Raw genomic sequence first — 13,886 nt, forward strand, 5'->3', positions numbered from 1 at the left:
AATTATGAAACAAAAGTATTATCTGATTGTATTATTTTTATTAGTATTCAATCACAGTTTTGCAACTTATGTATTTCAAGTATCAAGTGTTGATCCTTTAACAGGTGGACAATCATATCAAATAAATCAAACAGCAAACCCGTTAAGTCTTTCAATTAATGTTTGTGCTTTTGGTAATAGCCAACCATCTGTTGCTACAAGTTACACTTTAACATGGTATAGAAACACTGTAAACTCTACAGTTGGTGGAGTATTGGTCAGCTCAGCAACTCAATCGACACCAAATGAATATAATATTGTAGATATTAAGACTTATTTGCCAAGCACATCCCAAGCAGGAACATTTTATTATTATGCTGTTTTATCAAATCCTACGGCAACATCGTGTGGTTTTACAGGTACTTTAACATCTACAACACAAAGAGTTGATGTTTTTGCACCTGCAACCCATTTAAATTTTGATGGAGTTGATGATTTTATTACACTGCCAAATGAATCAAATTTTGATTTTACCAATCAAATGACAGTAGAGGTTTGGGTAAAATCAAGCGTTGCACCTGATGAATGGGATGCGTTAGTTATAAAAGGCGATAATAGTTGGAGATTACATTTAAATAGCACAGGAACTGTTAATTTCACATGCAGTGGTACTACTTCTTCACAAGTTAACTCAACTTCTTCTGTTACTGATGGTAATTGGCATCACGTAGTTGGAACGTTAGGAGGAAATTCTATTAAAATCTACATTGATGGTGTTTTAGAAAATGTAGTTGCAACTTCTGGAAACATTAATAATACAGTAGACCAAGTTTTAATTGGGAATAACCCAACATTTGGTCCTCGCCATTTCAATGGTAATATGGAAGATGTGCGTATTTGGAACGTAGCTAGAACAGCAGAACAAATAAACGGTTCCAAAAATTGTGAATTACAAGGTAATGAAACAGGTTTAGTAGCCAATTACAAATTCAACCAAGGTTTAGATGCTGCAGATAATACAGCTATTACTAGTTTAACAGATGCTACTGCAAACGCCAATAATGGAACTTTAGTTAATTTTACAAAAACTGGGACAACATCAAACTTTTTGGCTGGTTCACCAGTTACAACAGGTTCTATAATTCCTTCTGTAGCGACAGTTACAACACCAGTAACTTATGCTCAAGGAGCAACTGCAACAGCCTTAACTGCAACAGTTGGTGCAAACGGTACAAGTTTAGTTTGGTACACAACTGCTACTGGTGGAACAGGTACAACTGCACCAACACCAAGTACAGCAACAGTTGGTTCAACATCGTATTGGGTTTCAAGTACAAATGCAAATGGTTGTGAAAGCGCAAGAACAGAAATTGTAGTTACGGTGAATGCTTCAATTCCAGCCACTCATTTAAATTTTGATGGTGTTAATGATTATGTTAATTTATCAAACTTAATTTCTGGAGGATCTTCTTATACCAAACAAGCTATGATTAGACCTACATACATATCCTCTGGTGCTGGTCAAAACATTATATCAAATTCTAATGAGGTATTTTGGATTTGGAGTGGTAATATTAGAGCAGGTAATAATGGTAATTTTCAACATGTTTTGGCAGATGCATCGTCTTTATTAAATACATGGAATATGGTAACAGTTACATATGACGCGCCAACCACTACTATGAAATTGTATATTAATGAAATATTAGTAAGTGAAAACAATAGCGTATCAGCAACTGTTGGAGGTAATATGCAAATTGGCGCATACGGGTCTGGAGCAGTGTTTAATGGAGATATTGAAGAAGTTCGTATTTGGAATAGAGCATTACCTTTAGCGGAAATTCAAAATAATATGAATTGCGAATTACCAAGCCCTTCAACTCAAAATAGTTTAGTAGCTTATTATAAATTCAATCAAGGTACAGATGCTGCAAATAATACAACTATTACTACACTTACAGATGCATCTGGTAATGCCAATAATGGAACTTTAGTTAATTTTACAAAAACTGGGACAACATCAAACTTTTTGGCTGGTTCTCCTATTGTTACTGGGACAAATTGCGCGGTTTTGAGCAACGAAAGTTTTGAAGTGGCTAACAACATTAAAATATATCCAAACCCATCAAACGGCATTTTTGCTATCGAAACTCAAGAAGATAGTACTGTTGAGGTATTTGATATGATTGGTAAGAAAGTATATTCTAATAAAGTATCTGTTGGATCTTCTAACATAGATTTATCTAATTATACAAATGGTATCTATTTACTAACAGTTACTAATCAAAAAGGTAATTTAAATACCTTCAAATTAATCAAACAATAATGAAGTTAAAAGAAGATAAAAGATTAGAGGTGTTGTTAATCCTTATATATATTCTAATATTTTCAATAGGAATGATTATTTGTTTCTCATAATAAAAAAGCCAGCTTTAGCTGGCTTTTTTTATTTAACTAAAAAACTCTCTTCCACAATGCTTTAATAAACAACCCTTTCGGACACATCCAAATGACTTTTAAATCTTCCCAAAAAGAAGTTTCTTCGTCTAAGAATTTAAAAATTAAGGCAGCTTTTCCTGTTTTGAACATACTTGAGAAAATAGCGCTTCCGTGTTGATTGGTTTGATACAAAATATCAATAAGTAGTAAATCGTAAAACCAAAACTTGTTGATTTTATGAAATTTGGTAAAGTCTTTTCCTGTTTTTAAAAACCGAACTAATTCTTTTGATTTTTTTACCGAATTTTTAAACGTATAACCCGTACTGGCTTTACTCCAACCACCAGCTGAACCAATGTTTATGATGTTTTTACTGTTGTTTTTCCAAAAAGGAAAACACGTCATTGGAATGTTACCTTGTTCTTTTTCTACAATTTCATATTCGGTAATGCCTAATTTATGAATGTAGTTTTCAATTTCGCTTTCGTATTCTTCTTTCGGTAACAAATCTTTAGAAAATAAAGTATATTCTAATAAAGCTTCGGTTGAAGAAGTTGGTAACACATACATAAATCGCGTATTTCCTTTCTGCTCGACAGAAAAATCCATAAAAGTTGGGCAATCTTCTGTGAAAACAGTTTCCTTGCTTTTGATAAACCAACCAATAAAATGTTGTTGCACCAAAGGAAATTTAGTTTGCGATTTTACTAATTTTGGGTTGTAAATGCTATTGAAAACTTGATTACACGTAAACGATTTGGTTTTCGTTTTCACAACACAATGCTTTCCTAATTCTGAAAAATCAGTCACTTCATCTTGAAAGATTTCAATGTTGGGTTGTTTTGCAATTTTATCGAAAATTAACTTATAAAAATCCGCACTTCGAATCATTTTATAGTCGTACGGATTTAAATCTAATTGATTAATGAAACTTTCATTTTTAAACCAAGCTTTTTGCCATTTTTTAGAAATAATTTCGTCAAATAAATTTTCGGAATTCCAAAAACACCAAGTTCTATCATTTTTGTTTTTCAAATCTGAATCTATCAAAAGTATTTTTTTATCAGAAAATTGTCCTGATTGAATCATTTCAAAAAGGGTTAATAAAGCTGATAATCCGTTTCCGGTAAATATGTAATGATAGTAGTTCATAGTTTCAAAAGTACTTCTTTTAGATGGAATTTGAAAAAAGATTATTCCACTTTAACAGCTTTTTTGTTTTCGTCTATCGCTACAAAAGTAAATTCACCAGTAATGGCTTTTTCTCTTGAAGTAGAATACATTTCTTCAATAAAAATATCGACTCTCACTTTTAAACTGGTTGTCCCTAAATAGGTTACTTTTCCAATCAATTCTATAATAGTTCCGTGTGGAATTGGTCTTTTAAAATCTATTTTATCACTACTTACGGTTACCATTTTTTGGCGACTATATCTGGTTGCTGTGATGAAAGCAACTTCATCCATAAATTGCATGGCAGTTCCACCAAATAAAGTATCGTAATGATTGGTTGTGTTAGGAAATACAGCTTTAAAAACTCTTGTTGTAGAATCTTTGATTTTTTCTTCTTGTGTTTTCATCGGTTTGATTTATGAGGCAATTCTTTCGAATGCAATGTAATTTACTATATTGTTATTGGTATCAAATTTTGGATAGGCTTCGATTTCGCATTTATAGCAAGTGCCATCTTTTTTGTAATTAATGACGATTTCTTTAAAAGGATGATTTTTGCTAATTGCCATTTTGATTTTTTCTCTAGTTCTATCATCCGTTAAAGCACCTTGAAACATTTTTGGAGTTTGTCCAATAATTTCAGAAGAACGATAGCCCGTTAATTCAGAAATTTCTTTAGTAGCAAAAATAATGGTAAGCTTACTATCTGTTACAATCACAGATTTATTGGCAATCTGATTGTAATAATCTTCCTTATTTACCCAGTTTTTTTGAAGGGAATTAAAAGCTGTAATTGGTGCAATCTGATGGCTAAAAATATTCCAAGAAAGCAACGGTAAAGGTTTAAGTCTTAATTTTTTTTGATATTTAGCCCAAGCTTGGTCGTATTTGTCAAACATTTTTTATTCGTTTTAAAGTTATAAAAGCGAATAAAACAGAGCGTTTCTTCATTATAGTGAAATGAAGAAAATTCTAGCTTATGCACTTTCGTGATGCGTAAACAAAAATCAATTATATGTATCTGACTTATTTCTAAAAGAAAATCACAGTTGCACGACAGTTCGAGAATTTAACTCGATTCCACATTGAAAAGTAAAAACTACTTCTCAAAAATTGATTTTAATATTTGGTAAAGTTATGAATTTAAAAATAAAGACTGCTCAAAAAGGGCAGTCTTTAATCAAACACAAACAAAATTCAAAGTTTAATTAGAAACTTCAATTTTTTTATTCTATGTTTTTTATAGAATAATTTTAAAAGTTTTTACTTCCATTAGGTTGGTAAACAAAATTAAATTTATAATATCTTGATGGTTCTGTTCCTGTTGGGTTTGCAGGTGCGTTTTGATAATAATTTAAAATCTCCATTTTTGCATATTTTCCATCGTGGGTTTTTACTACAATTACTTTTCCTGCAATTGGAGAGACTACATTAGTAGCACCATTATAATTATACCAACCATTTCCAGAACCAGTTGGTATTGCGTAACTTGTTTCTGTATCTTGTGCAAATAAATTATCTGTTGGAGCTGTTATAATGTTTGCAAAAGTTCCAGTAACAACAGATGCAGCTGCAATACCTGTTCTTGCTGGTTGATCTGTTCCTGCAACTCCGCCATTTACTAGAATTGTAGTAGAGCGAAAAGCAATGTCCCAATTGTCTCCTGCGGTTACAATTTGTCCTGTTGCAAAATTGAATTTTACAAATTCTCCACTTACGGGTTGCCCACCACCACCAGTAACTGGCGCATGCAAATTAGAAAAGGTTTTTACGGTTAGTGTTGTTGGTGTAGCAGTTGGTGTTGGCTCATCGTCTTTTGAGCAAGAAAAAAAAGCAACTGAAATTGCTAATACTAAAATTGTTTTGAAATTCTTCATAATGTTTAAATTAGGTTTAAAATAATTAAAAATGGTATTGCACTTTACAATACGTTACTCTTCCTGCGTAGTTACTCGCATTTTGTGTATCGGTAAAATTCAAAATATTATCGATGCCGATTTGTACTTCAAATTTTTTCTTTATTTTTTTGGTTATTGAGGTGTCGAAAATCACATACTCTTTTGCAAAAGCATCATAATTGTCTAGAATTGCATTATTGTTAGTGTCGAATAATCCGTACTTGCTTCTGTAAGTTGCTCGGATATTGTGATAGAGTTTCCAATTTGGAATTTTTAAAAAATATTTGAAGTTTGCAGTATGTTTAGAACGATTGAATAATCCGAAATAATCCGATTGTTTTAGTTCAAACGATTGTGATGTAATTGGTTCACGAGCAAACACTTTTTTGTCTTTAATATCCTGAATTACATCATTATCTTTTGCAATTAGATATTGATATCCACCTGAAATTTCTATGTTTTTAGTTATTTTGACTAATGAATTAAGCTCTAAACCTTGTGTAGAAACGGAACCGATATTTGTATAACTAAAAATATTTTGTCCGTTGGTTAATTGTGCAATGGCTCTCGTATCTATTAAGTTTTTTACTTCGTTGTAGAAAATATTTATAGAAGTTTTTATTTTTTCTCGATTGTGTTTGATGCCGAAATTATAACCCACACTAGTTTCAGGATTTAGTGGGTTATCGAAAAAATTAGGAGAAACCATACTGTTTTGAATGCGTCTTTGTGATTCTAATTCAGCTAATCGATTTGGAGCAACATTATAACCCAAAACAATATAGCCCACGCCAACATTTTCGAAATTGAAAAATAATTGTCGTAAATCAGGTGCTTTGAAACCATAACCAACAGAACCTTGAATTGAAAACTGTTTTGAAAATTGATAATTCAAAGCTAATTTCGGACTTAAAACAGAAGCATAAGCTAAATTTTTGTCATAACGTAAACCAGCCAAAATGTTAAACTTCTCTTTTAAATTGTAATCGTATTGTAAAAATCCGTAATAAGAATTATTGAGTGCTTTTTGGTCAAAATAGGTGCGTTCCAGATTATTTAAATTATATCCAAAACCTGAAGTATAGGTTGTATTTCGTTTCTTGTATGAAGTTCTAATTTCTGGACGGAGTAAGTTTTCTTTAAAAAAATCATTATATAAAGTTGCATTCGTATCATTAAAACGCACCTCGTCTTTTATGTAATATTGAGTGGCATAAAACTCGCCTGTGAAACTTAAATTGTCATTTGGATTATAAAAAAACCTAGAATGACTATTGTATTCGTTGGTTTTGGTTATACCCGATGCGTTTTTGTTGTTTACAATAGTTTCAACATTGTTGCTTTGATTGAAATATCGATTGGATACTACTAAATTTGATTTATCCGAAAATCTATAATCAAGTTGCAATTGTGAAGTTAAATTTCGATAGGGTAAAACCGTTTTTTCATTATCCTTTTTATCTAAATCATAGCCATCTGTTGAAAATGAATTTATTGATGCATTGATGTTTAATTTATTGATGCCAAATCCAAAATTTAGATTGTTATCAGTAGTAAAAAAGGTTCCTATACGGCTATTTAATTCACCTGTAATTTTTTTGTTTTTCGGACTTTCCGTAATTATATTTATTACACCACCTAATGCTTCAGAACCATACAAACTAGACGATGCACCTTTTACAATCTCAATTTGTTTGATGTTGTTTACAGCAACTCTACTCAAATCTAGAGATCCTGCCGAACGACCAACAAGCGGCACGCCATCTATCAATATCAAAGTATATTGAGCATCTAAACCTTGCATTTGAATTCCAAGAACACCACCAAAATCGGGAACTATTATAAGTCCAGTTTGCTCTTCAAGGATATCATTTAATTTTAACGCTCCAGTTTGTTTAATTTGTGCTTTCGTAATTAATTGTACCGGTAATGGTAAAGATGATAATTGTCTTTCTGTTCGAGTTGCCGTTACAACAACTTCTTCTATTAAGACACTTTTAATCGTGTCTTTTTTTTCGTTTTGTGAAAAGGACTTAAACGCCAATAAAAACAGGATATATCTGATATTCTTCATTATATTAAATTAGACTTAATAAAAATATTTTGACAAATATATATATTATTTTTATTTAGAATGAATAAAAATAAATATATTTGCCTCAGAAATTTAATCTTAAAACATAACATTATGAAAATCAATTCATTTATTTTAACAACTACATTATTGTTAATTGGCTTTGTAGGAAGAAGTCAGGATGTAAAAAAGAAAGAAGACGTAAAAGCCATAAAATCGATGTGTGGTTGTTACGAGGTGCAGTTCAATTTTGCGGAAACTTTTAGTTATTCTAAAGACAGTTTGTATAAAAAATCACCAGTAAAACATGAAACCGCTTTAGAATGGGTAGAATTAATTGAAGACCAACCGAATAAAATTTCGTTACAACATTTATTAATTACAGGAAAAACAGAAGAATCAATAGTAAAACATTGGCGTCAAGATTGGTTGTTCGAAAACACAAAATTTTATACTTTCAATAAAGAAACGACTTGGAATTTTAATCAATTATCATCTAAAGAAGTAAAAGGGCAATGGACGCAAAAAGTGTATCAAGTGGATGATAGTCCGAGATATGAAGGAACAGCGACTTGGGTTCATGTTGACGGAAGACATTATTGGGAAAATACAACAGATGCGCCTTTACCAAGAAGAGAACATACCATTAGAAATGATTATAATGTTTTGAAAAGAACAAATGTGCAAGAAACAACTACAACTGGTTGGATTCATGATCAAGATAATGCTAAGTTGATTAGAAAAAATAATGAAAAAGATGTGTTATTAGCTCTAGAAAAAGGTCATGATGTGTACACTAAAGTGGATGATTTTAAATGTAAAATCGCACAAGATTGGTGGAAAAAGAACAATTCGGTTTGGAAAAAAGTGAGAGACCAATGGGAAATTGTTTTCTTGAAAAATAAAGATTTAACCTTAGAGAAAAAAGTGGACAATCAGCCGTTGTTTATGAAATTATTCGATTTAAAAGCAGATGCTTCAAGAGAAGAAGTTGCAAAAATTATAGAAAGTTACATTTCAAAATAAGATAGTTATGTGTTGCAATTTTACAAAAGTTAAAGAAACAAAAAATGGAATTTTAATTTACATGAATAATTGCAAGAAATTCCAATTGAGTTTTAATAACCTACATTTTAGTTTAGATATTCTAGAATTAGAAACATTTAAAGATTTTTTACGAAAAGTAGATATCAGTTATTGGGAAAACGAATATGAAAATTCTATTTATAATAAGAAAATTCCAATTCCTACGTTACAGAAAAATTTTATCATTCTAATTGATAGATATGAATTGTTTGAACTATTGAGTTTACTCGATTTTGATACAGAAAAAAAAGGTTTTTTAACCTATAAAGATTTTGATAATACTATCAATTTTAATTAATTTTTAGAGTTATAAAGAAAAGCCCGCCTCATAAAAGCGGGCTTTTTGGTTTTTATTTCAAATAATATCTTAATCCTAAGAAACCTCTAATTCCTTGATTGGGTGCGTACACATAAGCGGGATCAAAAGTTAAAGCATATGGATTTTCTGGTGTGGCAATTACATTTCCATTTCCGTCAAATTGCACATTTTCATCAAACGGATCATTTGGTCTGGCAATTAAAAATGCATTCTTTTTGTTAGGTGTCCAATTTAATAAGTTCTTAATTCCGCCATAAACTTCAAACCTATTATTCCATTTATAAGTCGCTTGAATATTTTGAATACTCCAAATAGGTGAAGTTGCTGCTCTAGGATCTAAGCTGCTTAATAAAGGCAATCGCATCGGACCATATAAATTTCCGGTATAATCAAAAGACAAATTCCATTCTAAAATTTCATAAGTTATCGCCCAATTCGCACTATATTTCTCCGTTAAAATTGGTGTTGAGGTTACGCCGTCTTTTGTGTTTTTACTTTCTAAAATACTTGCGCCTAAAATTGCTTTTAATCCGAAATTCGTCATATAATCAATATTCATGCTTACACCTTTTGTTTCCGCAAAACCATTTAAGTTTTTATAAATAATTTGATTGGGATTGGTGTCGTAATCCGGAATAATTTGATTCGAAAAATGAGTATACCAAGCGGAAATATCAAAACCTAAAGACGAAGCATTTTCAAATCGCATCTTTTTTAAATAATTCACATTCACATTAAACGATTTTTCTGGTTTCAAATCTTCTTCAACAAGTACTTCTCTAGAACCTGTAAGTGCGGCGTGTTCTTCGGTAAATAAATTCACGACTCTAAATCCAGTTCCAGCATTAATTCTAAAAATATCCGAATCTGTAAATTTCCATTTATAAGCAATTCTCGGAGTATAAATGTATCCGTGATTGTTGTTGTAATCCAATCGACTTCCCAATAAAACACTGTGCATTTTCGCCAATTTTATTTCATCTTGACCAAAAACACTAAAAATATGAGTTCTTTCTGGTGCAACCGTTGCGGTTGTATTGTCGTTATAAAATTGGTAACGATACGCACTACCAATTAATAAATCGTGACTACTAATTTTTTTATCCCAAGTGAGTTGTCCGAAACCAATTTGCTGTTGTGCGGCATATTTTGTGGTTCCATAATATGAATCTTGGTCGTGATTAGTAGCTGAAAACGAGAAATAAATTTTTTTTGAAAAAGGCAATTGGTATTTTCCGATTACTTCTTGACGAGACGTGTAAATACTTTCACCATAAACCTGATTTGTTCCTCGGTACGATTTGTTCCAATTCATTTCACCACCCCAACGATCTTCGTAAAAAAAACGACCTGCTAAAGTGAATAATTTATCATTTTTTCTGATGAAATTCCATTTATTAAATATCGAAATTCTTTCTTGTAAAGTGATATCTGTAAAATTATCGTGATTGTTGTCTATTGGTGAATTATAGTTGTAATAATTCAAACCAACTAACGTATTTGCTTTGTCTTTTATGTTCTTTTTAAAACCCAAATCTAAATTGTTTTCTAACCAAGAAGTCGTGAAAAAATCGGCTGAAAAAATTGGAGCTTGAGTCGCATTTTTTGTGATTATATTGATTAATCCACCAACGGCTTCACTTCCATATAAAGAAGAAGCCGGACCTTTTACAATTTCAATTCTATCAATTAACGAATTCGGAATTCCAGATAAACCATAAACCGTAGAAAGCGAACTTACAATTGGCATTCCATCAATCGTAACCATTGTATACGGTCCTTCCAAACCATTAATGTGAATGTCGCCAGTATTACAAATGTTGCAATTCAATTGCGGTCGAACACCATTTACGTTTTGCAAGGCTTCAAAAATATTGGAAGTTGGATTTTTCTTTAAGAAAGTCGCCGTATAAATTTCTACAGGAACTGGCGTTTCTAATCGAGATACCGGTTTTAAAGTTCCTGTAACAACAATTTCATCTATGTCTTTATCTGTATTTTTTGCAATAGTATCTTTTATTTGCGCTTGAGAAAGAACAGAAAAAAGGAACAAAAGAAATATTTTTTTCACTTTTAGTAATTTAATTTTTAGACAAAACTAAAAATATTATTTGTATTAATGAAATATTATTCACTATTTTTGTTCAAACGTATTTTATGACCACTTCCGAAGAAAACTATTTAAAAGTAATTTATCATTTGTCGAACCTTTCACCAAAAGGCGTTAATACAAATGCTATTGCTGGAATGTTAGATACAAAAGCCTCATCTGTAACGGATATGCTTAAGAAATTATCGGACAAAGAATTGGTGGACTATCAAAAGTATCAAGGTGTTTTTTTAACCGAAAAAGGGAAACTAAATGCGAAAATGATTGTCAGAAATCACCGTTTGTGGGAAGTTTTTTTGGTAGAAAAATTAGGTTTTGCTTGGGATGAAGTCCATGAAGTAGCGGAAGAATTAGAACATATTCGTTCGGAAAAATTGATTAATCAGTTGGATAAGTTTTTAAATTTTCCAAGTTTTGATCCGCATGGTGACCCAATTCCTAACGCAAAAGGAGAAATTCCAACGATAGCAAAACAATTACTTTCTGAAATTGAAACAGGAAAAACCATCACGTGTGTTGGTGTAAAAGATACTTCAGTTGATTTTTTACAATATTTAAACAAACAACAAATTTCGTTAGGTACAAATATTAAAGTTTTAGAAAAAGAAGCCTTTGATGGCACAATAAAAATTGAAATTAACAATACTATTTTAGTTATATCAGACAAAATTGCTAATAATTTATACGTAAAATAATATGTATCAAGATTTAATAAAATATTTAGAAGGTATTGATCCCATTTTAGCGGCGTTTTATGCAACCATGTTTACGTGGTTAGTTACTGCAGCTGGAGCTTCTTTGGTGTTCTTTTTTAAAACGATGAACAGAGCCGTTTTAGACGGAATGTTAGGTTTTACTGGCGGTGTAATGGTTGCAGCAAGTTATTGGAGCTTATTAGCGCCAGCCATAGAAATGAGTGAAGGCGAAGGTTTTACAAAAGTAATTCCAGCAGCTTCTGGGTTTTTAATGGGTGCGTTATTTTTATTTGCGTTAGACAAAACACTGCCTCATTTACATATTAATTTTAAAGAAACAGAAGGTATAAAATCACCTTGGCAACGAACCACTTTATTGGTTTTAGCCATTACTTTACATAATATTCCAGAAGGATTAGCTGTTGGGGTTTTATTTGGTGGAGTTGCTGCTGGAATTCCGGAAGCTTCTATTGCTGGAGCCGTTACTTTAGCAATTGGAATTGGAATTCAAAATTTTCCTGAAGGAATTGCGGTTTCTATGCCTTTACGAAGAATGGGAATGAGTCGTGGAAAAAGTTTTATGTACGGACAATCGTCTGCAATAGTAGAACCAATTGCTGGAGTTATAGGTGCGTTTGCCGTAACTTTTTTTACACCAATTTTACCTTATGCTTTAGCTTTTGCAGCAGGTGCGATGATTTTTGTGGTAGTAGAAGAAGTGATTCCAGAAACCCAACAAGATAATAATACAGATATTGCCACGTTAGGATTTATTGGTGGTTTTATTGTGATGATGAGTTTGGATGTAGCTTTAGGATAATTTTAAAAAATATAATATGAAAAAAGTAATTTTAGTTTTTATTTTATTTGCTTTTGTAGCTTGTAAATCAGTAAAGGAAAATGCAAATGAAGTTATGCTTACTTCCAAAAATGAAGTGGTTACGAATGATTATACCATTGTAATTAATAAAATTGTTTCCGATTCAAGATGTCCAGAAGGAACTAATTGTATTTGGGCTGGAGAAATAGTTATGGAACTAAGTGTTCTACAAAACAAAGAAATCAAAGAATCTCTTGAATTAACTTTTTCTCAAAAAACGAAAGAAGAAAATTTAGCTTGGTTTCGAAAATATATTCCAAATAATAAGAAATTAATTAAATATAAAATTTCTCCTTCTAAAACAGAAAAGCAATTGGAATTGAAAGATTATAAAATAGAATTAATTTTAGAATAATTTAAAAATAAAACCCAGCTCCAAAAGTGGCATAGTTATAACTTGGTGAAGCAATTCTTAAATTTTCATAACCCATAGAAAAAAAGTGATTTTTCTTATGGTATTTCCCTCTGAATTCGAAGGAATTTACAGGCAATCCGTTGATTTTACTCCAAAGCATTGCGCTATTAAAACTTACATTTTTAAACGCAAAAATATCCGTGTTTAATCCGTAAGAGAAACCGGCTTTATTGATGTCGTTAGCAATATAGGTTGCGCCAAGTGTCCAACCTAGATTGAATTTTTCAAAACGTAATCGGTCGTAACCAAAATTAAATTGAAATAAAGATAAATTGGAAGTTGTTTTAGAAAATTTGTCATTTTCTATCAATGTTCTATAATCAGTTTGGAGATAGAAATACTGAAAAGGTCGAAATTTGCCTTTCAAATGATTTCCAAAAGAAGCGTTATTGCCATATAAAAAATGGTTTTCTACATCAAATCGTATGATGTCTTTCGATTCTTCTTCGTACTTTTCATCATATTTCATGTAATTTCCTGTTTTGTTGTCGAAATAGGGATAAGGTGAAAGTATACTAAATAAATGATCTTCATTTTCGTAATCGCCAATTCCTCCGTATAAAAAAGCATAAAATCCAATCTTACCAAAAAAAGCTAGTGTGCTTAAATCGTCAGAGTCATCGCTTTCACGAGAAGTGGTAGTGGAATTTTGATATGTGGGTTCGGTAGGTAAGGGTGGACGATTATCTTCTTTTCCTGATTTTAATTCGTCCTTAGATTTATCAATTTTTTGAGCGTAAAAGCTACTTGAAAAAGTAAAAAGGATAAGTAGTAAAGTATTTTTTAGCATAAAGAAGTTTTTCTTTTTCTTTCAAAAA

General features: G+C 31.3%; 13 protein-coding genes and 1 riboswitch. Of the genes, 6 read left to right on the forward strand and 7 right to left on the reverse strand.

Translation table 11 applies throughout. The features are described from left to right. Positions 1-4: 4 nt before the first annotated feature. Entirely contained in the window at positions 5-2,305 is a 2,301-nt protein-coding gene (locus UEQ13_RS14250) for a LamG-like jellyroll fold domain-containing protein (RefSeq protein ID WP_329806993.1), read from the forward strand. Between the two features lie 128 nt (positions 2,306-2,433). On the opposite strand, the gene UEQ13_RS14255 is transcribed toward UEQ13_RS14250, so the two are convergent. The 5 genes from UEQ13_RS14255 to UEQ13_RS14275 form a co-directional block, all read right to left on the reverse strand. Continuing rightward, a complete protein-coding gene (locus UEQ13_RS14255; RefSeq protein ID WP_329806994.1) occupies positions 2,434-3,570 on the reverse strand; it encodes a lycopene cyclase family protein in 1,137 nt (378 codons plus the stop codon). Between the two features lie 41 nt (positions 3,571-3,611). Next, positions 3,612-3,998: an acyl-CoA thioesterase gene (locus tag UEQ13_RS14260; RefSeq protein WP_329806995.1), complete on the reverse strand. Its 387-nt coding sequence runs from the start codon at positions 3,996-3,998 to the stop codon at positions 3,612-3,614. A gap of 9 nt (positions 3,999-4,007) precedes the next feature. Then, positions 4,008-4,490, reverse strand: a complete 483-nt coding sequence (locus UEQ13_RS14265; protein ID WP_329806996.1) for a PAS domain-containing protein — start codon at positions 4,488-4,490, stop codon at positions 4,008-4,010. A gap of 70 nt (positions 4,491-4,560) precedes the next feature. Further along, a riboswitch (adenosylcobalamin (AdoCbl) riboswitch) is annotated at positions 4,561-4,695 on the reverse strand. Between the two features lie 149 nt (positions 4,696-4,844). Further along, a complete protein-coding gene (locus UEQ13_RS14270; RefSeq protein ID WP_329806997.1) occupies positions 4,845-5,468 on the reverse strand; it encodes an HmuY family protein in 624 nt (207 codons plus the stop codon). A 25-nt stretch (positions 5,469-5,493) separates the two neighbouring features. Then, positions 5,494-7,563, reverse strand: a complete 2,070-nt coding sequence (locus tag UEQ13_RS14275; RefSeq protein ID WP_329806998.1) for a TonB-dependent receptor plug domain-containing protein — start codon at positions 7,561-7,563, stop codon at positions 5,494-5,496. 114 nt (positions 7,564-7,677) lie between these two features. Here UEQ13_RS14275 and UEQ13_RS14280 point away from each other — a divergent pair, with 114 nt between their 5' ends. Next, a complete protein-coding gene (locus UEQ13_RS14280) occupies positions 7,678-8,589 on the forward strand; it encodes a DUF6607 family protein (protein WP_329806999.1) in 912 nt (303 codons plus the stop codon). Between the two features lie 7 nt (positions 8,590-8,596). After that, the gene (locus UEQ13_RS14285; protein ID WP_329807000.1) at positions 8,597-8,947 is read left to right on the forward strand and encodes a DUF6686 family protein; all 351 of its coding nucleotides are present in this window, start codon (positions 8,597-8,599) and stop codon (positions 8,945-8,947) included. Positions 8,948-8,999: 52 nt separating this feature from the next. Here UEQ13_RS14285 and UEQ13_RS14290 read toward each other — a convergent pair whose 3' ends face one another. Next, complete coding sequence (locus UEQ13_RS14290; RefSeq protein WP_329807001.1) at positions 9,000-11,039, reverse strand: TonB-dependent receptor plug domain-containing protein; 2,040 nt, start codon at positions 11,037-11,039, stop codon at positions 9,000-9,002. 86 nt (positions 11,040-11,125) lie between these two features. On the opposite strand from UEQ13_RS14290, the gene UEQ13_RS14295 reads away from it, so the two are divergent. Genes UEQ13_RS14295 through UEQ13_RS14305 form a run of 3 tightly spaced genes read left to right on the forward strand, consistent with a single transcriptional unit; the run spans position 11,126 to position 13,008 of the window. Further along, entirely contained in the window at positions 11,126-11,773 is a 648-nt protein-coding gene (locus tag UEQ13_RS14295) for a metal-dependent transcriptional regulator (RefSeq protein ID WP_329807002.1), read from the forward strand. Position 11,774: 1 nt separating this feature from the next. Beyond that, entirely contained in the window at positions 11,775-12,593 is an 819-nt protein-coding gene (locus tag UEQ13_RS14300; RefSeq protein WP_329807003.1) for a ZIP family metal transporter, read from the forward strand. 16 nt (positions 12,594-12,609) lie between these two features. Further along, positions 12,610-13,008, forward strand: a complete 399-nt coding sequence (locus tag UEQ13_RS14305) for a hypothetical protein (RefSeq protein WP_329807004.1) — start codon at positions 12,610-12,612, stop codon at positions 13,006-13,008. 1 nt (position 13,009) lies between these two features. On the opposite strand, the gene UEQ13_RS14310 is transcribed toward UEQ13_RS14305, so the two are convergent. Continuing rightward, a complete protein-coding gene (locus tag UEQ13_RS14310) occupies positions 13,010-13,858 on the reverse strand; it encodes a hypothetical protein (RefSeq protein ID WP_329807005.1) in 849 nt (282 codons plus the stop codon). Between the last annotated feature and the right edge of the window lie 28 nt (positions 13,859-13,886).

It is taken from the genome of Flavobacterium facile, assembly GCF_036321945.1.
Classification (GTDB): domain Bacteria; phylum Bacteroidota; class Bacteroidia; order Flavobacteriales; family Flavobacteriaceae; genus Flavobacterium; species Flavobacterium facile.